The sequence below is a fragment of the Actinacidiphila sp. bgisy144 genome (assembly GCF_057708105.1).
This window is the reverse complement of the sequence record NZ_JBYIRM010000015.1, coordinates 175,597-200,883: the sequence shown is the minus strand read 5'-3', so window position 1 is coordinate 200,883 and position 25,287 is coordinate 175,597. Positions and strand designations below refer to the sequence as shown.

22 protein-coding genes and 2 pseudogenes are annotated in these 25,287 nt (G+C 73.5%); 17 read left to right on the top strand and 7 right to left on the bottom strand.

Annotation, left to right across the window (positions count from 1 at the left end):
* Nucleotides 1–51 precede the first annotated feature (51 nt).
* The gene (locus AC3EVP_RS19250) at nt 52–723 is read right to left on the bottom strand and encodes a hypothetical protein (protein WP_435131324.1); all 672 of its coding nucleotides are present in this window, start codon (nt 721–723) and stop codon (nt 52–54) included.
* A gap of 76 nt (nt 724–799) precedes the next feature.
* Here AC3EVP_RS19250 and AC3EVP_RS19245 point away from each other — a divergent pair, with 76 nt between their 5' ends.
* The 11 genes and pseudogenes from AC3EVP_RS19245 (at nt 800) to AC3EVP_RS19195 (ending at nt 11,380) form a co-directional block, all read left to right on the top strand.
* Nucleotides 800–1,120, top strand: coding sequence for a hypothetical protein (locus tag AC3EVP_RS19245; RefSeq protein ID WP_335970816.1), 321 nt, complete (start codon nt 800–802; stop codon nt 1,118–1,120).
* Nucleotides 1,121–1,443: 323 nt separating this feature from the next.
* Nucleotides 1,444–2,130 carry a hypothetical protein gene (locus AC3EVP_RS19240; protein ID WP_435131323.1) on the top strand — a complete coding sequence of 229 codons (687 nt, stop codon included), beginning with the start codon at nt 1,444–1,446 and terminating at the stop codon, nt 2,128–2,130.
* A gap of 38 nt (nt 2,131–2,168) precedes the next feature.
* Nucleotides 2,169–2,969, top strand: coding sequence for a hypothetical protein (locus AC3EVP_RS19235; protein ID WP_435131322.1), 801 nt, complete (start codon nt 2,169–2,171; stop codon nt 2,967–2,969).
* Nucleotides 2,966–4,276, top strand: coding sequence for a TadA family conjugal transfer-associated ATPase (locus AC3EVP_RS19230; RefSeq protein ID WP_335970822.1), 1,311 nt, complete (start codon nt 2,966–2,968; stop codon nt 4,274–4,276). Before AC3EVP_RS19235 ends, AC3EVP_RS19230 begins: the two co-directional genes overlap by 4 nt.
* Nucleotides 4,276–5,259 (top strand): annotated as a pseudogene (locus AC3EVP_RS19225) (type II secretion system F family protein); the annotation flags it as partial. The gene AC3EVP_RS19230 and the pseudogene AC3EVP_RS19225, both read left to right, overlap by 1 nt.
* Nucleotides 5,260–5,567: 308 nt before the next feature.
* On the top strand, nt 5,568–6,485 hold the full coding sequence (locus AC3EVP_RS19220) for a type II secretion system F family protein (protein WP_335970823.1): 918 nt from the start codon (nt 5,568–5,570) through the stop codon (nt 6,483–6,485).
* Between the two features lie 58 nt (nt 6,486–6,543).
* Nucleotides 6,544–6,792 carry a hypothetical protein gene (locus AC3EVP_RS19215; RefSeq protein WP_335970825.1) on the top strand — a complete coding sequence of 83 codons (249 nt, stop codon included), beginning with the start codon at nt 6,544–6,546 and terminating at the stop codon, nt 6,790–6,792.
* A gap of 24 nt (nt 6,793–6,816) precedes the next feature.
* Complete coding sequence (locus tag AC3EVP_RS19210; RefSeq protein ID WP_435131320.1) at nt 6,817–7,326, top strand: TadE family protein; 510 nt, start codon at nt 6,817–6,819, stop codon at nt 7,324–7,326.
* A gap of 5 nt (nt 7,327–7,331) precedes the next feature.
* Nucleotides 7,332–7,775, top strand: a complete 444-nt coding sequence (locus AC3EVP_RS19205) for a TadE/TadG family type IV pilus assembly protein (RefSeq protein WP_435131319.1) — start codon at nt 7,332–7,334, stop codon at nt 7,773–7,775.
* Nucleotides 7,772–8,386: a TadE/TadG family type IV pilus assembly protein gene (locus tag AC3EVP_RS19200; protein ID WP_435131318.1), complete on the top strand. Its 615-nt coding sequence runs from the start codon at nt 7,772–7,774 to the stop codon at nt 8,384–8,386. Before AC3EVP_RS19205 ends, AC3EVP_RS19200 begins: the two co-directional genes overlap by 4 nt.
* Nucleotides 8,387–8,467: 81 nt before the next feature.
* The gene (locus AC3EVP_RS19195; protein WP_435131317.1) at nt 8,468–11,380 is read left to right on the top strand and encodes an AfsR/SARP family transcriptional regulator; all 2,913 of its coding nucleotides are present in this window, start codon (nt 8,468–8,470) and stop codon (nt 11,378–11,380) included.
* A gap of 69 nt (nt 11,381–11,449) precedes the next feature.
* Here AC3EVP_RS19195 and AC3EVP_RS19190 read toward each other — a convergent pair whose 3' ends face one another.
* The 3 genes and pseudogenes from AC3EVP_RS19190 to AC3EVP_RS19180 form a co-directional block, all read right to left on the bottom strand.
* Nucleotides 11,450–13,012 (bottom strand): transporter, encoded by a 1,563-nt coding sequence (locus AC3EVP_RS19190; protein ID WP_435131315.1) that lies wholly within the window; start codon nt 13,010–13,012, stop codon nt 11,450–11,452.
* A gap of 227 nt (nt 13,013–13,239) precedes the next feature.
* Complete coding sequence (locus tag AC3EVP_RS19185) at nt 13,240–14,136, bottom strand: ABC transporter ATP-binding protein (RefSeq protein WP_435131313.1); 897 nt, start codon at nt 14,134–14,136, stop codon at nt 13,240–13,242.
* A gap of 290 nt (nt 14,137–14,426) precedes the next feature.
* Nucleotides 14,427–15,100: pseudogene (locus tag AC3EVP_RS19180) on the bottom strand (bifunctional DNA primase/polymerase).
* 256 nt (nt 15,101–15,356) lie between these two features.
* Here AC3EVP_RS19180 and AC3EVP_RS19175 point away from each other — a divergent pair.
* Nucleotides 15,357–16,736, top strand: coding sequence for an NsdA family TPR-like regulatory protein (locus AC3EVP_RS19175; protein ID WP_335970839.1), 1,380 nt, complete (start codon nt 15,357–15,359; stop codon nt 16,734–16,736).
* Nucleotides 16,737–16,979: 243 nt separating this feature from the next.
* Nucleotides 16,980–18,503: a hypothetical protein gene (locus tag AC3EVP_RS19170; RefSeq protein WP_435131311.1), complete on the top strand. Its 1,524-nt coding sequence runs from the start codon at nt 16,980–16,982 to the stop codon at nt 18,501–18,503.
* A gap of 73 nt (nt 18,504–18,576) precedes the next feature.
* On the opposite strand, the gene AC3EVP_RS19165 is transcribed toward AC3EVP_RS19170, so the two are convergent.
* A complete protein-coding gene (locus tag AC3EVP_RS19165; RefSeq protein WP_435131310.1) occupies nt 18,577–19,854 on the bottom strand; it encodes an ABC transporter substrate-binding protein in 1,278 nt (425 codons plus the stop codon).
* A gap of 160 nt (nt 19,855–20,014) precedes the next feature.
* Here AC3EVP_RS19165 and AC3EVP_RS19160 point away from each other — a divergent pair, with 160 nt between their 5' ends.
* Both AC3EVP_RS19160 and purU read left to right on the top strand, forming a co-directional pair.
* Nucleotides 20,015–20,461, top strand: a complete 447-nt coding sequence (locus AC3EVP_RS19160) for an SCO4402 family protein (RefSeq protein WP_335970844.1) — start codon at nt 20,015–20,017, stop codon at nt 20,459–20,461.
* Nucleotides 20,462–20,600: 139 nt separating this feature from the next.
* Nucleotides 20,601–21,470, top strand: coding sequence for a formyltetrahydrofolate deformylase (gene purU, locus AC3EVP_RS19155; RefSeq protein WP_335970845.1), 870 nt, complete (start codon nt 20,601–20,603; stop codon nt 21,468–21,470).
* A 79-nt stretch (nt 21,471–21,549) separates the two neighbouring features.
* On the opposite strand, the gene AC3EVP_RS19150 is transcribed toward purU, so the two are convergent.
* Both AC3EVP_RS19150 and AC3EVP_RS19145 read right to left on the bottom strand, forming a co-directional pair.
* Entirely contained in the window at nt 21,550–23,064 is a 1,515-nt protein-coding gene (locus tag AC3EVP_RS19150) for a hypothetical protein (RefSeq protein WP_435131354.1), read from the bottom strand.
* An 8-nt stretch (nt 23,065–23,072) separates the two neighbouring features.
* Nucleotides 23,073–23,648: a sigma-70 family RNA polymerase sigma factor gene (locus AC3EVP_RS19145; protein WP_335970848.1), complete on the bottom strand. Its 576-nt coding sequence runs from the start codon at nt 23,646–23,648 to the stop codon at nt 23,073–23,075.
* 354 nt (nt 23,649–24,002) lie between these two features.
* Between AC3EVP_RS19145 and AC3EVP_RS19140 the strand changes: the two genes are divergently transcribed.
* Complete coding sequence (locus AC3EVP_RS19140) at nt 24,003–24,407, top strand: STAS domain-containing protein (protein ID WP_435131352.1); 405 nt, start codon at nt 24,003–24,005, stop codon at nt 24,405–24,407.
* Between the two features lie 110 nt (nt 24,408–24,517).
* A complete protein-coding gene (locus AC3EVP_RS19135) occupies nt 24,518–25,024 on the top strand; it encodes an O-acetyl-ADP-ribose deacetylase (RefSeq protein ID WP_435131309.1) in 507 nt (168 codons plus the stop codon).
* Nucleotides 25,025–25,287: the final 263 nt, after the last annotated feature.

Sequence of the window (25,287 nt, the reverse complement as noted above, 5' to 3'; positions counted from 1 at the left end):
CGAGTCGGTACGCGCCCGCCGAACCACCGGTCAGCGGTGGTTCGGCGGGGCTCATGCCTTCTTCGCTTCGATTCTCAGCACGTCGAGAAAGGCACGCAGATCTGCCGCAGCTTGGTTCTGTCCGGTGACGGTGTGGTGGTTCAAGACCGGGCTGAAGGTGACCTCGGCGGCCTTGGACTGCCAGGCGCACGTCGTGATCGTGCGACCGGCCGCCGTGGTGTCGGCGCACTGGATCTCCCCGTCCTGTTTCCCGGCCGGGTAGCTCGTGATCTTCTGGTCCTTGTCGACCCCCAGAAGATCCTTCGTCTCGCTCTCGGAACCGGGGCCGGTTCGAGTTCCGTCGTCGGCGGTGAAGTCCGGCGGGTCGAGGGTGACGGTGATCATCGCGGCGCGGCCGCCGGACGCCCGGTAGGTCAGGTAGACGTCGCCCTTCGCGGGGTCGGTGTTGACGCTCGACAGCGCCGTCCACTCGGTGTCGCCGTCCTTCGCCTCCGTGTACGCCCCGAACGCCTTGGGGATCACGGCGGTGTGCTTCACCGGCTTGCTGTCGCCGCCGTTCGCGGCGACCGCCCACCACGTGATGCCGCCGGCCACCACGACCACGGCGCCCACGACGGCGAGCACCTTCCTGCGGCGCCTGGCGCGCTCACGGGCGGCGGGGTCGGGCACGGAGATCGGGGTGAGCGCGATGTCGTTGTCGTTGTCGGCGGTGTTGTTCGTCACGTGGTCCTCGTCCTCCTGCGGGGGCTGGCAGATACGATAGAGGCCGAAGGGTCGCGAACACACGGGGGAGAACACGATGGGGAGCAACGACAGCAATCCGCAGGCGACCGTGCCGAATCCGGCGATCACCGACCTGCAGAACCTGAAGACCCAGCTGATCCGGGACCTCGGCACCCTCAAGGAGCCGTTGAAGACGACGTGTTCGGACATGGGCGGCGGAAACGTCTGGGTCGGCACCGCGGCCGACACCTGGGGCGCCGACGTCAAGGGCCGGCACGGCACGATCCAGACGCTGCTCGGCCGGCTCGTCCCGGTGATCGACGCCGAGATCAAGAAGCTGCCGGAGAAGGTCACGCCGGGCGACGCCAAGATGTACAACATGGATCGTTTCCGGTAGTTCCGATCGTTCCGAAACAGGGCAGCGGGACAACGGACCGGCGGCACAGTCGACCGCCGGCGAACGGACCCCGTTTCGTTCTGTTGCCATGCTGTATGCGGGTTGTCACGGGCCACGCCTTGAGGGCATTTGTTGCCCGCTGATAGCGTGCGGTGACTTGACATCGGCCTGCGGGGTCGTCGCCGGACGGGAGAGCGACGGAACTGCCCCGGGTGGCCGAAATGGCTGATGCGAAGCGCCGGCTCGGGGGCAGTGAAGTGAAAACCAGGGAACGTTCCGCCGCGGGCGGCGGCAGTGGCCGTCAGTCCGTTCCCGCACCCAACTTGAACGGACCCGCCGTCGGCAGCCGGCTGCCGGTCGCGCCGCGCGAGCGCAAACCCGCGCTGGCCGCGCTGGCGGTGCTGCTGATCCTGGTGGGCGCGCTCGGCGCCACCGTGATGGTGCTGCGCGCGGGCAACAAGGTGTCGGTCGTGGAGGTCACCGCCGACGTCGCGGTCGGCGACAAGATCCCGCTGTCGGCGATGCGCGAGGTCATGGTCGCGGACGGCACCGACGTCAAGTACATCCGGTGGAACCAGCGCGAGGACCTCGCCAGCAACTGGCGCGCCGCGACCAACCTGACCAGCGGGTCGATCGTCGTCAACTCGATGATCACCCAGAAGTCCGAGGTGCTCGCGGCCGGCAAGACGCTGGTCGGCCTGTCCCTGAAGAAGGGGCAGTTCCCCAGCGGCCTCGCCGACGGGCTGACCGTGGCGGCGTACCTGGTCGGCAACGACGTCAAGTCCTCAGGCGACTCGTCGGGTTCGTCGGGTTCGTCCGGCAGCACCGGCGGCGCCGAGCCGATCAGCGGCAACCTCGTCATCAAGGACATCGACACGGGCAGCAACAGCAGCTTCGGCGACGGCAGCGAGACCATCACGGTCATCGCGGACGCCGCCGACGCCGGTGCGCTGGCGACCGCCTCCGCGGCGGGCGACGTCTCCCTCGTGCTCGTCCCCAGCAAGCACTGAACCAGCGGCGCGGACCAGGCACGGACGAGGCAGACAACATGGCACTGATCGCAATCGCAGCGGACAAGGGCTCCCCAGGCGTCACCACCACGGCACTGGCGCTGGCCGCCGTATGGCCGCGCCGCGTGCTGCTGGCCGAGGCCGACCCGGCCGGCGGCGACCTCGTCTACCGTTCGACGGGCGCGCACGGCGGGGTGCTCAACCCCAACTCCGGCCTGCTGTCGCTGGCCGCCACCGCCCGGCACGGCCTGGCCGCCGAGCAGTTGTGGGACCACGCGCAGCCGCTGGTCGGCGGGCTCGACGTACTCGTGGGCCTGGCCGGGCCCGAACAGGCCGCGGGCCTGTCCGGGTTGTGGCCGGTGCTCGGCCAGGCGTTCGCGACGCTCGCCGAGTCGCCGAACGGCGCCGCCGACGTGATCGCCGACTGCGGCCGCCTCGGCCCGGACTCGCCGAGTCTGGAACTGCTGCCGCACGCCGCGCTGGTGCTGCTCGTCGCCCGTAGCGCGCCCGAGAACCTGGCCCGGGTCAGGGACCGCGCCGGCGCGCTGTCGGCGAAACTGCACGGCTCGCAGCGCGGTGCCGCCGCGCTCGGCTACCCGCCGATCGGTGTGCTGCTCGTCGCCGACACCGGGCACAGCGCCAAACTCGCCGCGCAGGTCAACGAGATGCTGGTGGCCTCGCAGATCTCCGCCCGGGTGGTCGGCACCCTCGCGGACGACCCGGCCGGCGCCGAGATGCTCAGCGGCCGGCGCCGCGGCCGCCTCGACAAGTCGCTGCTGATCCGCTCGGCCCGCCAGGTGACCGCCGACGTGCCGCAGCGGTACGGGGTCCTGCGATGAGCGAGGTCGACCACTCGCTGGTCAAGCGCTTCCGGCAGGAGGCGGGCGACCGCATCGCCGAGCAGCGGCGGCTGGACCAGGTGGCGGCCCGTACCGCGATGTCGCCGGAGGACGAACGGCACTTCGCCCGGGCGATCATCGCCCAGATACTCGAGGCGTACGCGCGCGCCGAGATCGCCGTCGGCCGCACCCCGCCGGACGCCCACGCGGAGGAGGCGTACGCCGCAGCGGTGCACGCCGCGCTCTTCGGCGTCGGCCGGCTCCAGCCGCTGCTGGACGACCCCGAGGTCGAGAACATCGACATCAACGGCTGCGACCAGGTCTTCGTCGGCTACTCCGACGGCCGGGAGTTGCAGGTCGAGCCGGTCGCGGAGACCGACGAGGAACTCATCGAGCTGATCCAGGTGCTGGGCGCCTACTCCGGTCTGTCCTCGCGCCCGTTCGACACCGCCAACCCGCAGCTCGACCTGCGGCTGCCCGACGGCTCCCGGCTCTCGGCCGTCATGGACGTCACCCGCCGGCCCGCGCTGTCCATCCGCCGGGCGCGCCTGGGCAAGGTCTTCCTCGCCGACCTGATCGGCAACAACACCGTCACCCCCGAGGTCGGCTCGTTCCTATCCGCGGCGGTCCTAGCCCGCAAGAACCTGATGATCGCCGGGGCCACCAACGCCGGGAAGACCACGCTGCTGCGGGCCATGGCCAACGTGATCCCGCCGCACGAGCGCCTCATCACCGTCGAACGCGCCCTGGAACTCGGCCTCGACCAGTTCCCCGACCTGCACCCCAACGTCGTGGCGTTCGAGGAGCGGCTGCCCAACTCCGAGGGCCTGGGCGCCATCTCGATGGCCGAACTCGTCCGCCGCAGCCTGCGCATGAACCCCTCCCGGGTGATCGTCGGCGAGGTGCTCGGCGACGAGATCGTCACCATGCTCAACGCCATGTCGCAGGGCAACGACGGCTCGCTGTCCACGATCCACGCCAACGGCTCCGCCGAGGTCTTCAACCGCATCTCCACCTACGCGCTCCAGGCGCAGGAGCGGCTGCCGGTGGAGGCGTCGCAGATGCTGGTGGCCGGCGCCATCGACTTCGTGGTCTTCATCCAGCGCCGCAACGACTTCCAGCGCGGTGGCACCCTGCGCCGCGTCGTGACCTCCGTCCGCGAGGTGAACGGCGTGGACGGCCGGGTCCTTTCCAGCGAGATCTTCGCCGAGCACCCGGACGCCGGTGTGGCGCTGCCGCACGCGCCCATCTCCTGCCTCGACGAACTGCTCGCCCACGGTTACCAGCCCACGGGGGTGTGGCGGTGATGTCCGGCTTCTTCTCGATGACCGCGTTCTACGGGCTGCTCGCCGGGGCGGTGGGCGGCGGCGGCATCGCGCTGTTCATCGCGGCGATGCGCGGCTGGGCGCCGAAACCGACCGCCCCCGGGCAGTCCGGCGCCGAACGCGCCTCGGAGATCGGCCGGTTCCTCACCCAGCGCGGCTCCATCGCGATCGTGGTCGGCCTGGCGGTCCTCGCCGTCACCCGCTGGCTGGTGCTCGGCGCGGCCACCGCGGTGCTCGTCTTCGCCTGGGACCGGCTCTTCGGCGGGGCCTCGGAGGAGCGCGCCGCGATGAAGCGGGTGGAGGCGCTGGCCGGTTGGACGGAGTCGCTGCGCGACACCATCGCCGGCGCGGTCGGCCTGGAGCAGGCCATTCCGGCCTCCGCCCGGGCCGCCGCACCCGCGCTGCGGGTCCATCTGGAGTCCCTCGTCGACCGGTTGCGGGCGCGCTGGCCGCTGCCCGACGCGCTCCAGATGCTCGCTGACGAGATCAACGACGCGTCCGCCGACATCATCATCGCCGCCCTCATCCTCAACGCCCGGCTGCGCGGCCCCGGTCTGCGGGACGTGCTCGGCGCGCTGGCGAAGTCCTCCCGCGAGGAAGTGGACATGCGCCAGCGGGTCATGGCGCAGCGCGCCAGCACCCGGCGCAGCGTGCAGATCGTGGTCGTGGTCTCCGTGGTGTTCGTGCTGGGCCTGGCCGTCTTCAACCGCGGCTTCGTCAAGCCGTACGGCACGCCCGTCGGGCAGTTGATGCTCGCCATCGTGTGCCTGCTGTTCGCGGCCGGCTTCTGGTGGCTGCGCAAGCTGTCGAAGATCGAGACCCCGGACCGGTTCCTCGTGCACGCCCCCGAGCGGGTCGCCCAGCAGCCGGTCGTCGGGCAGTTCCCGTCCGGCCCGCAGGGCGCGGTCGGCCGGCAGGGTCCGCCCGGCGGGCAGAGCGGACCGTACGGCGGCGGACCCCAGCAGGCGCCGGGCGCGGTGCAGGGCGGGTACCGCGGAGCGGGGGCGCCGGGCGCCACCGCCGGACCGGGCGGGCCGGGTGGACCTGCCGCACCGGCCGCACCGGCCGCACCTGCGGCACCGGGGAGCGCGGGGGCACCGGGCGCACTGGGTGGTCCGGGCGCGCCGGGCGCGCCGGGCGCGCCGGGTTACGGCCCCCAAGGGCCGCAGGGCACACCGGGTTACGGCGCCCAAGGCGCCCAAGGTGCCCAGGGCCCGCAGGGTTACGGAGCGCAGGGCCGTCCGGCCGTGCCGGGACAGGGGGCCGGCAACCGATGACCACCACCATCGTCTTCGCGTGCCTGGTCGGCGGCGTCTTCGGCCTGGGCGTCTTCGCCCTGGTCCGGGCGCTGACGCCGACCCGGCGCAGCGCGGTCTCCACCATCGCGCAGATCGACGCGCTGCGCGCCGCCGGCGTCACCACCGACAGCGCCGCCGCCACCGACGCGGCCGAGGGCTGGCGCGCCCGGCTCGGGCAGCGGATCGCGGCCTTCTACCTCCAACAGGGCTGGGAGCAGCGCTCGCTGCGCGCCGACCTGGCGGTGCTGGACCGCAGCTGGGAGGCGTTCCTCGCCACCAAGACGGTGCTGGCCGCGGCCGGTGTCGTCTTCGGCCCGGCGGTGTTCGCGGTCGCGGCGGAGGTCGGTTTCGGCGTCAACCCGATCATCCCGGTCTGGCTGGCGCTGCTCTTCGCCGCGGTGTTCTTCCTGCTGCCGGACCTGGAGGTACGGCGCGACGCCGCGACCAAGCGCAAGGACCTGCGGCGGGTGATCGGCGCCTACCTCGACCTGGTCGCGATGAACCTGGCCGGCGGTCGCGGTCTGCCCGAGGCGCTGATGGCCGCCGCGGAGATCAGCGACGGCTGGGCGCTGATGCGTATCCGCAACTGCCTCGCCGACGCCCGGATCACCGGCACCAGCCAGTGGGTCGCGCTGGGCCGGCTCGGCGACGAACTCGGCATCGAGGAGTTGCAGGACCTCGGTGTCACCCTCGCGCTCGTCGCCGACGACGGTGCGAAGGTCCGCGACTCGCTGGCCTCGCGCGCCGAGACGATGCGCCACCGCGAACTGTCCGAGATCGAGGGCCAGGCGGGTGAGCAGTCCCAGTCGATGCTGGTCGCCCAGATGCTGCTGGCCGCCGGCTTCCTCGTCTTCCTGATCTACCCCGCCGCGATGCGGGTCTTCCAGGTCTGATCACCACCGTGCCGCCCCACCGACGACCGTCCACCGAGAGGACCGAGCCATGAACCGCATGGACAAACTGACTTCCTTCGACCCCGGCCTGAGCTTCCTCCACACCTACCTGCGCGCGCGGATCGACCGCGTCCGCAACGAGGACGACCTGTCCCGCGGCGCCTCGGCCGTCGAGTGGGTGGTGATCTCCGCGATCGTGGTGGCCATCGTCGCCGCGGTCGGCGTCATCATCAAGAACGCCCTGAACAGCAAGGCCAACGGCGTCAGCAACTGCATCGCCAACACCAACGGCGACAACGGCTGCTGATCGGCGGACCGGGGGAGAGCAGCGATGGGACGGACGACCCGCAGCCTGCGCCGCGCCGTGCGCCGCAGGCTCGACGCGGCGCACGGCGACAGCGGCGTGGGCAGCCGCGCGGCGGCGCCGGGGCGGGCCGGCGGCGACCGCGGGATGACCGCGATCGAGTTCGTCCTCCTCACCCCGGTGCTGTTCTTCATGATCTTCGCGACGGTGCAGTTCGGCATGTACTACTTCGCCGACCACGTCGCGCAGGCCGCCGCTCGGGCGGGCGCCCGCAAGGCGCGGGACGAGGCCGCGACCGGCGAGGACTGGTCCGGTGACGCGAGCAAGGCCGCGAGCGACTACATCAGCCAGCTCGGGCCGGAACTGCTGATCGACCCGCAGGTCTCGCCGAGCCGTGACCCGCAGGACGCGGAGACGGTCCGGGTCCGGGTGACGGCGACGGTGCCCAAGGTCTTCCCGCTGCCCGGTTTCTCCTTCAGGGTGAACGAGACGTCGTCGGGTCCGGTCGAGCGGTTCGTGCCGGACAACGGGGGATGAGGGGAATGGAGTTCGCGCGCAGAGCACGCGCCGCGGCCGCCCGGCGGGCGCGCGGCGACGGGGGGCTGTCCACCATCGAGGTGGTCATCCTCGCCCCGATCATCATCATGTTCGTGCTGATGCTGGTCGCGTTCGGCCAACTCGTCGACGGGCGCGGGGCGGTGGACGGCGCGGCACGCGACGCCGCGCGCGCCGGATCGATCGAGCACAGCCGCTCGGAGGCGATGCAGCAGGCGGTCAAGGCCGCGCACGACGACCTCGACGGCACCTGCGCGGCGCCGGCGACGGTCACCGCGGTCGGCGACACCAGCTTCCAGCCCGACACCCTCTTCACGATCCAGGTCACCTGCACCGTGCGGGGCCTGAGCTTCCTCGGGCTGCCCATCAACAAGACCGTCACCTCCACGTCGGCGTCCCCGCTCGACCCGTACCGCAGGTCGGCGACATGAGGACGGCGACGGACGTGACGGCGACGGACGTGACGGCGACGGACGTGACGGCGATGGACGTGACGGCGATGGACGTGACGACGGCAGCGACGGCGCAGGCGGCGACGACGGCCACGGTGAAACGGCTGGGCGCGACCGCGGCCGGCCGTACCCTCACCGCCCGGCTGCGGGCGCTGCGCGGCGACGACCGCGGCTCGGGCGCCGCCGCCGTGGTGATCTTCGCGCTGGTGTTCATGGCACTCGCCGCCTTCGTGGTGGACGGCGGGCTGTCCATCGCCAAGCGCGAGCGCGCCGCCGACATCGCCGAGCAGGCCGCGCGGTACGCCGCCCAGGACATCGATGTGGCCGCGCTGCGCAACGCCCAGGCCAGCGGCGCCCAGCCGGTCATCAACTACCAGCAGTGCACCGCCCGGGTGCAGCAGTTCGCCCGCGACGTCAACCTGCCGGCCGGCGACTGGCGCCGCTCCGGCTGCCCGACGCCGCCGACCGGGCCCGACCGGGTCGAGGTGGTGGTGTACGTGACCTACAGACCGATCCTCAGCGGCTTCTTCTACCACGACTCGATCACCGTCGAGGGCCGGGCGGACGCCGTGTCGATCACCGGCCCCTGACCGCGAGCACGGCAGGCGAAGCGCGCACCGTCGTACGTACGACAAGGACCCGTAGCACCACCGAAGGCAGAGGAAGCAGCCATGGCACGCACGACCGCCACGGGACGTAACCGGGCACAGCACGGCGGGGGAGCGCCCCGACAGCCGCGCAGGCAGCGTACGTTCGGCGACCTGCTGCGGGCCTTCGGGGCGTTCCTGGCGCTGCTGGTGCTGGTGGTGGCGGTGCCCGCGGCGCTGCTGGTGTACATCGGCTCGCCCTTCCCGCACCACTTCGACTCCGAGGTGCTGCAACAGCCGATCACCTCCGAGACGTTCGTCAACACGCTGGCGGTGCTGGTGTGGGTGGCGTGGGCGCAGTTCACCGCGTGCGTGCTGGTGGAGGCGAAGGCGGCGGTGTCCGGGGTCGGCATGCCGACGCGCGTGCCGGGCAGCGGCCCGAGCCAGCTGCTGGCCCGCCAGTTGATCGCCGCGCTGCTGCTGATCGGCGTCAGCACCGCGGGCCTGGTGCCGGGCCTGGCCCAACTCGGCCAGCAGCACTCGATGGAGAGCCAGGCGCGGCCCGGGGTGGCCGCCACCGCCCAGGCGACGCCCGGCCAGCAGACGACCCACCAGACCGCTGTGCAGCACCAGACCGGGACGGGCGGCTCCAGCGCGCAGGGCGGCGGGCAGTCCACGCAGCAGGCCACGAAGTTCTACCGGATCAACCCGCCCGAGGGCCGCCACCACGACTCGCTGTGGGAGATCGCGCAGCGCCACCTCGGCGACGGCCGCCGCTACAAGGAGATCTACCAGCTCAACAAGGACCGGGTGCAGCCCGACGGTTCGCAGCTGTCGCAGGCGAGCCTGATCCGGCCCGGCTGGGTGCTGGAGATGCCTGCCGACGCGCACGGCGGCGACCTCGTCGAGATGCCGGTGGCCGCCCCGCACACCGCGCCCGACATCCTGCACTACGCCCAGCACGGCGGCGCCAAGGACACCGCGGCCGAGGGCGCGCACGCCGCGCACCAGACCCCGGCCGGGGAGCAGGGCGGCTCCGGCGGTACGGGCGGCTCGGGCGGCGGCACCCACCAGGGTGCGGCGGCCGGTGCGAGCGAGGTGGTCACCGGGATGTCGGCCTCGCACGGCTTCGACCTGTCCGACGCCCTGATCGGCGCGCCGCTGCTGGCCGCCGGGCTGCTCGCCGCGCTCGGCCGGCGGCGCCGCACCGCACTGTGGCAGTCGCTGTCCGCGGGCGCGCTGCGCACCCCGCGCACTCCCACCGGCGCGGAGGCCGACGTCGCCGACGCGCTGCGCATCGGCGCCGACCAGGACGCGGTCGACTTCCTGGACCGGGCGCTGCGTTCGCTGTCCGCACGGCTCGACGCGGACGGCCGCAAGCTGCCGGTGGTGTACGCCGCCTGGCTCACCGACGACGCCCTGCACCTCCAACTGGCCTGGCCGGACGGTGAACCGCCGGCGCCCTGGCACACCGGGCAGGACGAGACGTTCTGGCAGTTGGAGCGGGCCGCGCTGGTCGACGACGTGGACTCCTCGGCCGCGGCGCCCTACCCCGGGCTCGCGGTGCTCGGCACCCTGGACAGCGCGCGGCTGCTGCTCAACCTGGAGGCGGTGCCCGGGATCGTGGCCCTCAGCGGCGCCGCGCCGGACCGCGAGGCCATACTCGGCTCGGTGGCCGCGGAGTTGGCGACGAACGGCTGGTCGGACCGGATGACGGTGACGCTGGTCGGCTTCGCCCAGGACCTCACCGCGCTGGCGCCCGCCCGGGTGCGGCACATCGCCACGGTCGCCGAGGCCGTGGAGCTGATGGCCGCGGAGACGCGGCAGCGCGTCGGCGCCCTGCGCACCGCGGGCCAGGACAGTGTGCTCACCGGCCGTACCGGCCGGGCCCAGCACACCCAGTGGGCGCCGCATCTGGTGCTGCTGGCCGCCGAGCCCACGCCGGAGGAGGCGGAGCGGCTGGCGGAACTGGCCGCGGACTCCGGGCGGTTGGGCATCGGCTACCTGATCGGCTCCAGCCGCAACGACCTGCCGGGCGCGGCATGGGAGTTGGAGATCACCCCGGCGGGGCGGCTGCTCGCGCCGCTGCTCGGCCTGGACATGAAGGCCCAGCTGCTGCCGAAGGCGCAGTACGAGTCGGTGCTGCGGCTGTTCGCGGAGGCGGGCGGCGACGACCCGGGCCCGGACGCGCCGCCGTTCCTGGTGGACCTGAGCGACCAGGGCCGGCCCGGGGTGTACGCGCGGCCGCTCGGCCCGTTCGAGGTGGTCGGCATCGACGCGCCCGACCGGGAGCGCAGCGATCTGCTGCACGAGGCGCTGGCGCTGCTGCTGCTGCACCGCGAGGGCGTGCACCCGCGGGTGCTGGCGTCCGCGCTGTGGCCGCGCGGGGTCACCGAGGACGTGCGGGACGCGCTCATCGGCCGGCTGCGGGAGTGGCTGGGCACCGACCCGGACGGCGGGGAGCGGCTGACCATCGACACCACCGGGCGGATCGTGCTGAGCACGTCGGTCGTCTCGGACTGGGACGTCCTCCAGACGCTGCACCACGAGGCCACCGAGGGGCGGGCGGCCGGCGACCCGGTGGCCCGCCGCCGGCTGCTCACCGACGCGCTGTCGCTCGCCCGCGGGCGGCTCTTCGAGGACCGGGCGCCGGGCCGCTACGCCTGGCTCGGCCACGAGATCGTGGACGCCCAGCACCCGGTGCTGGTCGCGGAGATCGCGCTCGCGCTGTCCTCGCTGCACCTCGACGCGAACAAGCCGAAGGCGGCGGTCGCCGCGATCGAGACCGGCATGGCGATCTCGCCGGACGACGAGCGCCTGTGGCTGGCCTACCTGCGGGCCGCCAACGCCACCGGGGACGCCGGCCGGCTGGAGGCGGCCGCCTCGGCGCTGTTCGCCCGGGCGGCGGAGAGCGGTCCGGGCCGGGGCATGCCGCCGCGGGTCGAGGCGCTGCTGGACGAGCTGATGCCGACCTGGCGGGGCAGCATCGCCAACTGACGTGCGGGGGCGGGCCGGTGGGCCGGCCCGCCCCGGGGTCCGGTGCCCGGCCGTCGGTGCGCGGCCGGTTCAGGGCACCGCCACCGCGCTGAGGATCTCCGGCAGCCGGTCGAGCAGCCGGGGAGCGGTGAACCGCAGGCTCGCCACCGACAGCGCGGCCGCGTACACCGCGCCGAGCGGCAGCACCGTCCACAGCAGGGCGTGGTGGCCGGTCAGGTGCAGCGCGAGATCGAGGCCGAGCACCGGCAGGCAGAACGCGGACGCGACCACGGAACCGCCCAGCGCGTTGAACGCCACCATCGAGCCGTTGCCGGGCGCGGCGTTCCCGAACGCGTTGTCCTGTGTGACCGCGTACGGGAAGCGGACGCTGGCGTAGCCGCCGGTGGAGATCAGCGCGCCGAGGAACGCGTAGGCCATGCCGAGCACTTCGGGGATGGTGCCCGCCCGGCCCAGCAGGAGCGCGGTCGCGCACGTCACCACCGTGACGTACGGGAGGGCGACGGCCGTGAGCATCAGGGCCCGGCCGCGCAGCTCGGCTTCGGCCTCCTTGCGGGTGGCGGTGGTCGCGACGACGGTCCAGAACGCGGAGTGGTCCATCCCGAACTGGTTGTACATCTGCATGCCGAGCAGTCCGGCGGTCCACAGGCACTGGTAGACCGAGCCGTGCTGGACGACCGCGACCAGCGGCAGCAGCAGGCCGACCGCCAGCCCGGTCGCCCAGGACGCGCGCAGCTTGGGGTCGCGCCCCACGTAGCGGAACTGGCGCTCCATCACGGTGGAGGTGCGGCCGGAGAGTATCCGCTCGGGCAGCAGCCGCGACAGCAGCGGGCGGCGGCCGCCCTTGCGTTCGGTGCCGCCGGCCGCGGGCTGGAGGGTGGAGGAGTCCGGCGACATCATCAGCCGGTCCAGCGAGCGGTACCACCAGCGCAGCAGGACCGCCAGCAGGGCCGCCGCGAGCGCGAGTTGGGCGGCGGCCTGCCCGTAGGCGCCGGTGGAGACCGAGCGCACCGCGTCGACGGCCGAGGTCGGCGGGACCCAGCGCAGCACCGAGGCGACGGAGGTGACCCGGTGCAGGCCGTGGTGGGAGGAGAGCGAGCTGAGCGCGAGGTTGGCCAGCTGCGCGCCGACGGCCACGACCAGCCCGCTGAGCAGGGCGAGGTCGCGGCCCTTGCGGCTGGTCAGCAGGCGGGTGTTGGCCGCCGCGACGCCCCGGGAGGCGGCCGCGCACACCGCCAGCAGCAGGACGACCGCGGGCACCGCGACGACGACGGCGGCCGCGCCGTGCGCGAGGGCCGCCACCGAACCGGCGCCGATCAGCAGCGTGAACAGCGGGCCCGGACCGACCAGGGACGACACCAGCAGCGCGGTGACGAGCGGGCGGGGCCGCAGCGGCAGCATCGCCAGCCGGGTCGGGTCGAGGGTGTCGTCGCCGCCGAAGAAGAACAGCGGCATCACCGTCCAGCCGATGGCCACCGCCGTGACGAGGGTGGTCGCGGCGGCCGGTGCGTACGCGTCGCCGCGCAGCGCGATCATGCCCGCGCCGTTGGCGAGCGCGCACAGCAGGGCGAGGCCGACACCGAGGCACCAGCTGACGGTGCGGCCGGTGGACTGCCGGACCCCGTTGCGCAGCACAGCGAGTTTGAGGCGGACGAAGGTCGCGGTGACAGGGGCGGCGCGGTCTGCGGCGGGGGGAGCGGGGGAAGGGGCGGCAGGCGCGGCGGGTGATGCGCCGGCAGGGGCAGCGGTGGGAGAGGGTTGTGACGGGGCGCCGGGCCGGGTGCCGGTCGGGGCGGTGCGCGGCGCCTCGGGAGGCAGGGGCTGCGGCAGCGGGGCGCTGGTGGCACGGGCGTCGTCGCGGGTCACTTCGCGCCCCCGCCCAGCCAGTCCAGGTCCCCGCCGGAGCCGCGGTCGGCGCCGACCAGTGACAAGAACGCGTCCTGGAGCGTCGCCGCCTCGCCGCGCACCTCGGCGAGCGCGCCGTGCGCCACGATCCGGCCGGCCGCCATCACCGCGACCCAGTCGCACAGGCTCTCCACCAGCTCCATCACGTGGGAGGAGAACACCACGGTGCCGCCGGTGGCGGTGTACCGCACCAGCACCCCGCGGATCACCTGCGCCGACACCGGGTCGACGCCCTCGAACGGCTCGTCCAGGAAGAGGACTTCGGGGTTGTGCAGCAAGGCCGCGGCCAGGCCGATCTTCTTCCGCATGCCCGTCGAGTAGTCCACGACGAGCTTGTGCTGCGCACCCGACAGGTCCAGCACGTCCAGCAGTTGGGTGGCGCGCAGGTCCACGTCCTTCACCGGCAGCCCGCGCAGCCGCCCGGTGAACGTGAGCAGTTCGCGGCCCGACAGCCGCTCGAACAGCCGCAGCCCCTCCGGCAGCACGCCGATCCGCGCCTTCACGTCGACCGGGTCGCTCCACACGTCGCGGCCGACGATCCGCACCAGCCCCTCGTCCGGGCGCAGCAGCCCCGTCACCATCGACAGGGTCGTGGTCTTCCCCGCCCCGTTCGGCCCCACGAGACCGGCGAAGCGGCCGGCGGGCAGCTCCAGGTCGATGCCCGCGACGGCCTCCTGGTCACCGAACCGCTTGCGCAGGCCGCGCACCAGCAGCGCGGGCGGCGGCCCGGCCGCAGCACCGACGCCGGGCCCGGCTCCGTAAGCGGCCCCGCCCGCCTGGGCGGACCGGTCCCCGTAATACGACGGCAGCCGGCGGCTGTCCGCCTCCGGCCCCGCACCGCGCTCCTCGCCCATCGCACCGCACCTCTCCGCGCTCCCCGTCCACCGACCACCGATCCCCGTCCACGGCCACCGCACGCCGCGCCGGCTGCCCGGCCGCGCCGTCCCGTGTACGGACACCCTATGTGCGACCACTGACAGTGACGGCTGGTCGGGTCGTCGCAGGGACGGCCACGGGGGACGGCCGCAGGGACAGCCGCGCACGCCGCGGGAAGACCCGCCCGTAGCGGGCCATTTCGTGCGGTGACCGTTCGACGTCCCGTCAGGCGGGTGACTCACGGTCATCGGCCGGGCGCCGACGCCGTTCAACGCACCGCGCGGGCCTCCGCCGCCGCGCGCCCGCACGCGTACGCCAGCGGACTCAGCAGCGCGCCGATATCCGGCAGCCACCGGTTCGCGGCCGTCGGGCGGCGCACCCACTGCGCGCGGCCGCCCCTGCCCATCCGGGTCGGCGGGGCCGCGACCCAGTCGCCCTCGCCGCGCACCGTCAGGTCGAGCGCGCCCGGCAGCCAGCCGAGGGCGGCCAGCAGTCCGGGCGCCTTCGCGCGCGCCCCGGGCAGCACGAAGAACGCCATTCGCCCGGTCGGCGCGGCGATCACCGGGCCGAGCTCCACGTCCATCCGCTCGGTCCTGGCCAGCGCGTGGCAGCCCGCGCTCTCCGGCACCTCCAGCACGTCGAAACCGCGGCCGGTGGCCAGCAGCACCGACGCGCGGGGCTGCCGGTCCCACACATCCGGCGCACCTCCGAGGCACTGCCGCTCGCCCGGACCGCCCAGTCGGCCCGGGCCGGGTGCGCGCCCGGGGAGGGGCACGCCGCCGAGGCACACGAACAGCGCGGTGCGCCCCCCGCGTCGGCCTCCAGCCACGTGCCGGGCAGTACCTCCCAGTGCCGCCACCGCGCGTACGAGACCGCCGCGTCGAGCAGGTGCGTGCCGCTGAGCTGGCCCGGCAGCGGGAGGGCGTCGTCCACGCGCTGCACAACTGCCCCGCGGGGCCGGGGTTACGGGGCGCCGGCCGTGGCTCACCGCCGGGCGCACGGAAGCATCCGCGGGGGCGCGTACGGGCGCCCCGGGCCGGAACCGGGTATCAAACGAAGGAGCACCGGCCGACCGCGGGCACACCCCGGCCCGGCCCGGCGCCACGAGCCGGCCGAAACAGGTGAATTGCCGCCAATGCGGGGTTCATCGGCGGAGGTTGGGGAAGAAACACTCACTAAGGACGACAAGGGGGGATCGATGGCCGCACGACCACTCGTGGCGCGGCAGCCGAACGAGAGGCTCCAGGCACTGATCCAGGAGGCCGGCTGCTCCAACGCCGGCCTGGCGCGCAGGGTGAACATGTGCGGGGCCGAACACGGCCTCGACCTGCGGTACGACAAGACGTCCGTGGCCCGCTGGCTGCGCGGCCAGCAGCCGCGCGGACGCGCCCCGGGCATCGTCGCGGAGGCGCTCGGCCGCAAGCTCGGCCGCGCGGTCTCCATCGAAGAGATCGGCATGGCCAACGGGCGGAACCTCGCCACCGGCATCGGCCTGCACTTCGCCCCCACCGTGCTCGGCGCGATCGAGCAGGTCTGCGAGCTGTGGCGCAGCGACGTCGGCCGGCGCGACTTCCTCACCGGCTCCACCGTCGCCGCCTCCGCGCTCGTCGAGCCCAGCCGGGACTGGCTGATCACCCGCCCCGACCAGGGCGTGGCGCGCAACGGCGGGGCCCGCGTGGGCATGTCGGACGTCGAGGCGGTCAAGGCGACCACCCAGGCTCTCACCGACCTCGACCACCGCTTCGGCAGCGGCCACGTCCGCCCGGTGGTCGTGCACTACCTCAACAGCGTGGTCTCCGGGCTGCTCGCCGGCAGCTACCGCGAGTCGGTGGGGCGCGAACTGTTCTCCGCCGTCGCCCGGTTGACGGAACTGGCCGGCTACATGGCGGTCGACACCGGCCAACCCGGCCTCGCCCAGCGGTATTACATCCAGGCGCTGCGGCTGGCCCAGGCGGCCGGCGACCGCGCGTACGGCGGGTACATCCTGGCCGCGAGCATGAGCCACCTCGCCGCCTCGCTCGGCAACCCCCGCGAGATCGCCCAACTCGCCCGCGCCGCCCAGGAAGGCGCCCGCGGCCAGGTCACCGCCACCGCCGAGGCGATGTTCCACGCCGCCGAGGCACGCGGCCACGCCCTGCTCGGGGACGCCCGCACCTTCGCCACCGTCGCCGGGCTCGCACTGGAGGCCATGGACCGCTCCGACCCGGACCAGGACCCGGCGTGGATCGCGCACTTCGACCGCGCCTACCTGGCCGACGAGTTGGCGCACTGCCACCGCGACCTCGGCCAGGCCGACGCGGCCGCCCGCCGCGCGCAGGAGGCGCTGGCCGCCCACCCGGCCGGCCGGGCCCGCCGCCGCGCCATCGACCTGCTGCTGCTCGCCGACACGCAGGTGCAGCAGCGCGAACTGGACGCGGCCTGCCACACCGGGGAGCAGGCCGTCACCCTGCTCTCGGGCCTGCGCTCCAACCGCGGCGCGGAGTACCTGGACGACTTCCGCCGCCGGCTGGAGCCCTTCGCCGCCGAACCGGTGGTGCGCGCCTTCCACGCCCGGCTGGACGAACTGGAGGCGGCCTGAAGGTGAAATAGCGGCACCGCCGGCCGGTGTGCACCGAATCGTTACCGGACCGACACCCCGGGCCCACGCGTCGGCCAAAGCGCTGCGCAGGCCCGCCCGGGCCGACCGCGGCGCCGCCGGCCGCCCGCCCGCCCAAGTGTGAGGTGACGCTCACCCGTTCGGGTGCGTGGGCGGCACCTGGCGGGACCCGGTAGCGTGGGCCGACGGTTTGCACGGTAGGCCAGAGTCAGGAGTGGGGCGGCGATGCACAGCAGCGGACGCGGCGAGGATTCGCCCGAAGCGTACCGGGGCGTCGTACTCCCCGCGGGCCGGCAGCAGCCGCCGCTGTCGTACGGCGAGCACGTCCAGCCGGCCGGCGGCACCCCGTGGGGCGCGCCCGACGGCCAGGGCGCGGTCCCGCCCGGCGCGGTGGAGCCGGCCGACGCGACGCAGATGCTGCCGCCGTACCCGGGCGGCGACCCGCAAGGCCCGCACGCCCCGCACGGCCTGCCTCCGGCCGGTCCCGGCCCGATGCCGCTGCCCGCGGCCCCGGGCGCCCCCGAACCGGCGGACGCGACGCAGATGCTGCCGCCCTACCCCGGCGGCGACCCCGTACCGCAGATGCCGCCGTTGCCGCCCCAGGCACCTCCGGCGTACCAGCCGCACCAGCAGCCGCACCAGGCCCCGCCGGCCGCGCACATAGCCGACCCCGGCGCGGCCGACGCGACCCAGGCACTGCCTTTCTTCCAGGACCACCAGGACCCCCAAGGGCCCCAGGGCCAGGGCGGCTACGACCAGCAGGGGTACGGCCAGGCGCCGTACGGGCAGCCCGCCGGTTACGACCAGTACCCGGCCGCCGGCGGCCCCTCGTACGGCGGCCAGGAGCAACCCCCCGTCCAGTACGGCGGGTTCGAGGAGGAGTCGCCCGCGTCCGGCCCCGGGCACGACAGCGACTACGACCACCTCTTCCGCAACGACGTGCCGAGCCCGGCGCCGATGCGGCCGCGCATCATCCAGCCGCCGGACCGCGGCCAGCCCGCCCGTCCCGGCTACCCGCAGGGCCCTGCCGGCGGCCCGCAGGACCCCGGTTACGGCGCCGAGCGCGGCTACGGCTACGACGACGGCGGCCGCAAGCGGGGCCTGTCGCCCAAGGCGCTGATCGGCATCGTGGTCGCCGGGTGCGTGGTGGCCGGCCTGGTGGTCGGCGCGCTGCTCAGCTCCGGCGGGGGCGGCGGCAACACCGGCACCGTGGCCGACTCCTCCAGCGCCACGCCGCAGGCCGGCACCTCCGCGGACGCCCAGCCCGGTGCCACCGACACCGTGGACGCCGTCGCCAAGCAGCAGGCGTCCGCGCTGGACTCCCTGCTGAGCACCAGCGACGCCAGCCGCAGCTCCGTGGTGAGCGCGGTCGCGTCGATCCGCGGGTGCAGCGATCTGTCCGGTGCCGCGAGCGACCTGAACACCGCCGCCACCAAGCGCAAGGCCCTGGTCACCCAGCTCGGCAAGCTCCAACTGGACAAGCTCGCCGACCACGAGGCGCTGAGCACCGCGCTGACCAAGGCGTGGCAGGCGTCCTCCGCCGCCGACACCCACTACGCGAACTGGGCCGGCCAGGCGCAGAAGAACAAGAAGGTCTGCCACGGCGGCCACGCCAAGAACACCACCGAGACCGCCGCCGGCGACCGCGAGAGCGGCACCGCGACCGCCGAGAAGAAGAAGGCGGTCAAGCTGTGGAACGCGATCGCCCAGAAATACGGCCTCACCCAGCGGCAGTACACCCAGCTCTGACGGCTCTGACGGCTCTGGTGGCTGACGGCTTTGACAGGCGCTGATCGCCCAGGCCGCCCGGGGGCGGACCGCCTCAGTCGCCGTCGCGCGGCAGCGGGGCGTACGACGACGGCTTGAGCGTCTTGGTGACGTTCACGAAGCCCGACTGCGCCTGCACCAGGCGGCCTTGGCGGACCTGCTGGTAGACGATGTCCGCGTTGACCATCCTCGGGTGGTCGGGGACGCCCAGCAGGTCGGCGTCGGTCCAGCCGAGGTCGGGGGTCAGGCCGCCGGTCGACAGCTTCGTGGTGGCGTCCATCGCCCGCCGTACGCTCGCCGCGTCGATCTTCGTGCCGTCGTCCATCGCGCGCACCACCTTGGTGAAGACCTGGTAGGCGATCCACGTGGTCTGCACCCCGGGGTCGGCGACGTCGATCGTGTCGTCGCCGAAGGCGTACTTGGTGATCACCGACTTCATCTCGTCCCACTTCGGGTCGGACGCCGGCGGGTACCAGTCGGCGATCTTCGCGCCCTCCAGCGGGCTCTTGGCGCCGCCACTGGCGTCCACCACCGACTGCTGCACGCTGCCGATCACCGAGGACAGCTGCACCTTCGGCTGCTCGTCGCCGACCCGGCGCAGGGAGTCGAAGAAGGTGCTGGTGTGGTCGCCGAGGACCGCGGACACGCAGGTGGTCGCCTTGTCGTCGCCGACCGCCTCGGTGGCGGCGTCGGTGTAGTCGGTCGAGGTGTCCTTGGCGAGGATGTCCTCGACCGGTTTCCTGCCGCCCGCCTCGAGCCCCTGGTCGAGGAAGATCGGGAACTGGTCGCCGGTGATCGAGTCCGGCCGTACCAGGGCGACCTTCTTGCAGGTCTGCGCGAGTTGCAGCCCGCTGCCGGCCAGCAGCGCGGGCAGCCCGCCGTTGACCGGGTAGGACATCAGGCTCTGGTACTCGTCCTCGGTGATCCCGTAGCCGCCGATGTAGGGGATGTCGTCGCCCTCCAGCGCCGAGACGAAGCTGCTGCCCTCCTCGCTGTACGACCCGACGACGGCGACCGCGCCCGCGTCTGCGGCCTTCTTCTCGCAGTCGGTGACGGCGACCGCGTCGTTGCGCTCGTTGCAGGTGAGCACCTTCAACTTGCGGCCGTGCAGCCCGCCCTGGTCGTTGACGTAGGTCTCGACCGCCTTGGCCATGCCCAGCATGCCCGGCATGTTCGTGGCACTGGTGCCCACCGGCGCCCATGTCATCACCACGATCGGGCCCGATGAGCCATCCGAGCCGCCTGGGATGACGCCGCACCCGCTGACCAGCGCGGACACGGCGAGCAGCGGGACGGCGGCACGTCGCAGCGCGCCCGAGCGGCGGTCAGTCATATCAGGAGAAGATTCCGCTTCCGTCCCAACTCGGGGGTGCCCGGATGCCAATGAGCGGCCACTTTCAGGTGAATTACAGGTGCCGCCGGCCGGGTGCGTACGATCGTGCGCTGTGCAAGGTTCGGAGAAGTCTTCCCGTCGTGCCCGTCACTCCTCCACGATGGGTGGCATGCCCCTCAACGACATGCCGTGGTGGCGCTGGCGCAGCAATGTGCGCTCGGCGCTGCACATGATCAGCGACCCCGTCTTCCAGATGGAGGTGTGGCGGACCGGACGCGAGGGATACGGCGATGTCACCGACGCCGTCTACCGCCTGGTCGAGGACACCTGGCTGGACAACTGGTCCGCCGAGAAGTACGTGGGCACCATCTTCCGCGACGCGCAGGAGGCCGCGCTCGTGGACGTCGCGGTGCTGCGGGTGCTGAAGATCCTGCACCAGGTGGGCGCCGACGCCCCCGCGGTCGCCTACCTCGACCACCCGGCGTGGCCGGAGGCGGTCACCGCCGCCCGCGAGGCGCACGTGCGGATGGCGTCGTCGGACGGCGAGGACCCGGACGCCCCGCCGCGGACGCTGGAGATCCTGGCGATCTACAACCGGACGGCGTGACGGCCCCTCGCGGGATCGTCCCCCGGGGATCGGCCGCCCGGGATCTTCCTCCGGGGATCGGCCTCGGGTGGTCGGCGTGATCAGGTCCGTGTGCCGGACAACGGCTCCGCCGGGCGCCGCGCTGTGCCAGGCTGGCGGCGTGAACGAACAGCAGTCGCAGCCGCCGCAGTACGTCCTCACGCTGTCGTGCCCCGACAAGCAGGGCATCGTGCACGCGGTCTCCAGCTACCTCTTCATGACCGGTTGCAACATCGTCGACAGCCAGCAGTTCGGCGACCAGGGCACCGGGCTGTTCTTCATGCGCGTGCACTTCTCCGCCGAGCCCGAGGTGACCGCCGACAAGCTGCGGGCGAGCTTCGCGGCGGTGGGTGACGCCTACCACATGGACTGGCACATCGACCCCTCCGCGGAGCGGATGCGGATCGTGCTCATGGTGAGCAGGTTCGGGCACTGCCTCAACGACCTCCTCTTCCGCGCCAGTACCGACGCGGTCCCGGTCGAGGTCGCCGCGGTGGTCTCCAACCACACCGACTTCCGCGCCCTCGCCGAGTCCTACGGCGTCCCCTTCCACCACATCCCCGTCACTAAGGACACCAAGGCCGAGGCCGAGGCGCGGCTGCTGGAGATCGTGGCGGCGGAGGGCGTCGAACTGGTCGTCCTCGCCCGCTACATGCAGGTCCTCTCCGACGACCTGTGCCGGCGGCTGTCCGGGCGGATCATCAACATCCACCACTCCTTCCTGCCGAGCTTCAAGGGCGCCAAGCCCTACCACCAGGCCCACGACCGCGGGGTGAAGCTGATCGGCGCGACCGCGCACTACGTGACCGCCGACCTCGACGAGGGTCCGATCATCGAGCAGGAGGTCGAGCGGGTCGGCCACGAGGTCACGCCGGAGCAGCTGGTCGCAATCGGCCGGGACGTGGAGTGCCAGGCGCTGGCCCGCGCGGTGAAGTGGCACAGCGAGCACCGGGTGCTGCTCAACGGCCGCCGGACCGTGGTGTTCGCGTAGCGGGAGCGGCAAGGAGGACACGAGGAGCTGAGATCATGTCCTCCTGAGGACCTGAGGACCTGAGGACTTCGGGCCGCCCCTACATCCGGGACAGCGAGGCCGTCGCGTACAGCACGTCCCGGACGGCCGCGCGGTCACCGGCTGAGCCCGCCGCCACATCCTCGGGCACCACATGCCCCGTGGCGAGCCGGCAGAACTCCTGGTTGTCCATGACCACGTGCGCCACCTGGTGGTCGGCCGAGGGGACCGCGCCGGGCGAGTCGAGCGCCAGCAGCCATTCACCGCCGCCCTCGCCCTCGATCTCCAGCTTCAGCGAACGCCCGGGTGAGCCCGCGGCGACCAGCCGGGACGGCGAGGTGGCCAGCCCGGCTCTGCGCCGCGCGGCGAGCACATCCGGCAGCTTGTCCGCGGTCAGCCGGATGATCCGCCGCAGATGGCTGCCGGCGGGCGGGCCGTACGGGTAGTCGACCGCCTCGGCGATGTCCGCGGCGTGCGTCCAGCACGCGAAGGCGCGGTCGACGAAGGCGTCCTGGAAGGGCAGCTCGAAGTCGCCGTAGTCCACCGGCAGACCGGCGACCCCTTCGCCGGCGAAGGCGACCGTGCGCACCAGGCGGTGGCTCTGCTCGCGCCAGAGCAGGCGCAGTGTCGCACCCGGCAGGTGCCGGTGGGCGGCCCAGTGCGCGTCGGTGCGCTCGACGGGCGAGCGGGGCAGCTCGACCTCCTCGGCGGCGCCGTCCAGGCGCACCGGGCGCGGGCGGTCCAGGCCGTACCGCTCGGTGGCGTCCTCGGCGGCGGTGTCGACGCCCTGCTGCGGCAGCCCGAGGGCGCGGCCGACCAGCCCGTCCACGGCGATCAGGTGCGCGATGACCTGCCCGACGGTGAACTGCCGGGTCACCGGGGCGCCGTCGAACCACTGCAACCGCACCGGCTCGGTCCAGTAGCCGTCGCCCAGGTCGCGCAGCAAGGCGTCCAGCCGGGCGGTCTCCGCGTCATAGGGCCCGGCCCACTCCGGCACCGGGATACGCGCCGGGCGCCGCCCCAGGCACCCTTCGAGCACCCGGGCCCGCAGCAGCGGGTCGAGGTCCAGCGACTCGTCCTGGTGCAGCAGCCCGACCGCGTTCCGCAGCCGCAGCGCCTCCTCGGCGCAGGCCGCGCAGTCCGTCAGGTGCACCTCGACCGCGAGGGTCTCGTCGCGCGAGCAGGCGGCCAGGGCCCAGGCGCCGAGCAGTGACTTGAGGGTGCCGTGGTCGTACGGCTGCGGCATGCGGACGCTGGTCATGGACGAGGCCGTTCCGGGGCTGACACGTGGGAGAGGGAGTTCGGCCGGCGCGGCCGGCGCGTCGGGCGGCTCGGAGACCTCCGGGGATTCGGCCGGCAGCGCCGAACCGCAGGAGGGGAGCACGGCCTCGGCCTCGGCGGAGCCCCCGGCGGCGGCCTCGGCGGTGGAGTCGGCCGGCTGCCGCCCGTAGGACAGGCCGCGTCGGGGGTCCTGCTGGTCGCGCTGGGCAGGGACGCGGGGGAGGCGCTCATCGCCGCCCGAGCCGTTGCCGTCGCGGGCGTCGTCGTCGGGCGGCCCGTCGCCGTCGCGGTACATCGGCCCGCTCACCGATCGCCCCGCGCGCCGTCCGCGTCGAACGGCGGCTCGGGCGGGTTCTCGGGCTCCATCGCGGTGGACAGCAGTTGGAGGCCGAGCCGCAGCCGCCGGCGCGCCTCGTCCTCGCTCACCCCGAGGTCGGCCGCCGCGGCGCGGTAGTCCAGCCGCTCCCGGTAGGCGAGTTCGAGCGCCGTACGCAGCGGGGCGGGCATCGACGTCACGATGAAGTCGGCGCGGGCCGCGGTGTTCGCCTCACGCACGCGCGCTTCCACCACGTCGGGGTTGGCGCTGCCGCCGTGCTCGTACTGCCGCAGGCGGTGCACCGCGTGGCGCTGGGTGAGCGCCGCGATCCAGGACCGCAGCGACCCGTACCGCGGTTCGTAGGCGTCCGGGTTCTCCCAGACGTACCCGAACACCTCGCGGGTGATCTGGTCCGCGGCCCGGTCGTCGTCGGTCACCCGGTGCGCGAGTCCGTGGACGAGGGAGGCGTAGCGGTCGTACAGCTCACCGAGCGCCGCCTCCTCGCCCCGCGCCAGCCGCTGCTGCATCTTGCGGTCCCAGCGCGGCGGTGCGGGTGTCGCCATGCTCTGGCCCCCTTGCTCCGTCCGGCCCGTACGCTGCCTGCTCTGCCCTGTCTCGCTCTGTCCGGTCCTGCTCGGTCGTGCCCGGCCTGCCCGGGCCGTGCTCGGCCCGGCCCGGCTCCGCGCCGTCGTGCGCCGTATCCACGGCGGGGCGCGGGCACCTGCCGGTCCGACGTTACCCGGCACCCGGGAGGGTGTACGCGGCTTTGCACCAACCTGACACCGGATGTGACCGCTCCTGTCCGTCCGTTATCCGGGTGTGACCAGAAGATTGCGGGGTCACGACCGGGAGCGGGCATAGGGTCGTAGGACGGGAGAATCCGAGTCGACGGCGAGGCGAGGTGGGTACCGGTGCTGGTGACCCAGGCCGAGCGGGACGGCTGGGCGGTGGTCACGGTCGCGGGGGAGATGGACCTGACCTCGTCGCCCGCGGTCCGGCAGAAGGTGCACGAGGCGGTCGCCGACGGCCGGCGCAGTCTGGTGCTGAACCTCGCCGGCGTACGCTTCTGCGACTCCAGCGGGGTGGGCGTGCTGATCGGCGCCCGCCGGCTCATGCGGTCGTGCGCGGGCCGGCTGCGGATCGTGCTGCCGCAGGAGGGTGCCCAGCCCGGACCGGCGGGCGGGGCCGAGGCCGCCGCCGGCCACGGTGGGGAGGCGCACGTCAACCGGGTGCTGGCCGCGCTCGGCGTACGGCGGCTGTTCGAGGTCTACCCGGACCTGGACGCGGCGACCGACGACACCGCCCGGCCGCTGTCCGCCTGAACCGGAACCGGCCCTGAACCGGAACCGGGCCGGAACCTGAACCGGGCCCGGGCGCCGGAGCGGCGGGAAAACCGGTGCATCCGCGGCGCGGGGTGCCCGAGGATGGGCCCATGACCCGACTCACCTTCGTACGCGGCGACATCACCGAGGCGCCGGTCGACGCGGTGGTCAACGCCGCGAACTCCTCCCTGCTCGGCGGCGGAGGTGTGGACGGCGCCATCCACCGCAAGGGCGGCTCCGAGATCCTGGCCGCCTGCCGCGACCTGCGGGCGTCGCGCTACGGCCGCGGCCTGCCCACCGGCCAGGCCGTCGCGACCACCGCCGGCCGGCTGCCCGCGCGCTGGGTCATCCACACCGTCGGGCCGGTCTGGCAGCCGGACGAGGACCGCTCCGGACTCCTCGCCTCCTGCTACCGGGAGTCGCTGCGCGTGGCCGACGAACTCGGCGCCGCCACCATCGCCTTCCCCGCCATCTCCACCGGGGTCTACGGCTGGCCGATCGACGACGGCGCCCGCATCGCCGTACAGACCGTGCGCGCGACACCCACCTCCGTCACCGAGGTGCGCTTCACCCTCTTCAGCGAAGTCGCTTACGAGGCATTTGTCGCTTATGAGTAGTGCATGGGCGAGGCTGGGGCGGTGATCACGGAGCGTCCGCGGCGGGTTGTGTCCGATGCGTGACTTGTCAGGCGGTGGAGTCCGGGTGGTCCTCGGGTAACCTCCATCGGGTGCGCGTACGTTCCAGGCTTCCGCAGGAGGCCGCTCCGACCATCCGGAGCGGTGACGTGCCTGGCTGCGCGTCTCCCGGCCGGGGTCGGGGCGCAGTATGCGGTACGTCGGCCCTCCCGCGGGTGAATATGCCCGAAGCGCTTGTCGGTCAA

Bases quoted from the DNA above. Each gene is read 5' to 3' on its own strand.
- AC3EVP_RS19245 (WP_335970816.1), top strand. From the start codon at position 800: ATGGGGAGCAACGACAGCAATCCGCAGGCGACCGTGCCGAATCCGGCG.
- AC3EVP_RS19235 (WP_435131322.1), top strand. From the start codon at position 2,169: ATGGCACTGATCGCAATCGCAGCGGACAAGGGCTCCCCAGGCGTCACC.
- AC3EVP_RS19230 (WP_335970822.1), top strand. From the start codon at position 2,966: ATGAGCGAGGTCGACCACTCGCTGGTCAAGCGCTTCCGGCAGGAGGCG.
- AC3EVP_RS19220 (WP_335970823.1), top strand. From the start codon at position 5,568: ATGACCACCACCATCGTCTTCGCGTGCCTGGTCGGCGGCGTCTTCGGC.
- AC3EVP_RS19215 (WP_335970825.1), top strand. From the start codon at position 6,544: ATGGACAAACTGACTTCCTTCGACCCCGGCCTGAGCTTCCTCCACACC.
- AC3EVP_RS19210 (WP_435131320.1), top strand. From the start codon at position 6,817: ATGGGACGGACGACCCGCAGCCTGCGCCGCGCCGTGCGCCGCAGGCTC.
- AC3EVP_RS19205 (WP_435131319.1), top strand. From the start codon at position 7,332: ATGGAGTTCGCGCGCAGAGCACGCGCCGCGGCCGCCCGGCGGGCGCGC.
- AC3EVP_RS19200 (WP_435131318.1), top strand. From the start codon at position 7,772: ATGAGGACGGCGACGGACGTGACGGCGACGGACGTGACGGCGACGGAC.
- AC3EVP_RS19195 (WP_435131317.1), top strand. From the start codon at position 8,468: ATGGCACGCACGACCGCCACGGGACGTAACCGGGCACAGCACGGCGGG.
- AC3EVP_RS19185 (WP_435131313.1), bottom strand. From the start codon at position 14,136: ATGGGCGAGGAGCGCGGTGCGGGGCCGGAGGCGGACAGCCGCCGGCTG.
- AC3EVP_RS19175 (WP_335970839.1), top strand. From the start codon at position 15,357: ATGGCCGCACGACCACTCGTGGCGCGGCAGCCGAACGAGAGGCTCCAG.
- AC3EVP_RS19170 (WP_435131311.1), top strand. From the start codon at position 16,980: ATGCACAGCAGCGGACGCGGCGAGGATTCGCCCGAAGCGTACCGGGGC.
- AC3EVP_RS19165 (WP_435131310.1), bottom strand. From the start codon at position 19,854: ATGACTGACCGCCGCTCGGGCGCGCTGCGACGTGCCGCCGTCCCGCTG.
- AC3EVP_RS19160 (WP_335970844.1), top strand. From the start codon at position 20,015: ATGGGTGGCATGCCCCTCAACGACATGCCGTGGTGGCGCTGGCGCAGC.
- AC3EVP_RS19150 (WP_435131354.1), bottom strand. From the start codon at position 23,064: ATGTACCGCGACGGCGACGGGCCGCCCGACGACGACGCCCGCGACGGC.
- AC3EVP_RS19145 (WP_335970848.1), bottom strand. From the start codon at position 23,648: ATGGCGACACCCGCACCGCCGCGCTGGGACCGCAAGATGCAGCAGCGG.
- AC3EVP_RS19135 (WP_435131309.1), top strand. From the start codon at position 24,518: ATGACCCGACTCACCTTCGTACGCGGCGACATCACCGAGGCGCCGGTC.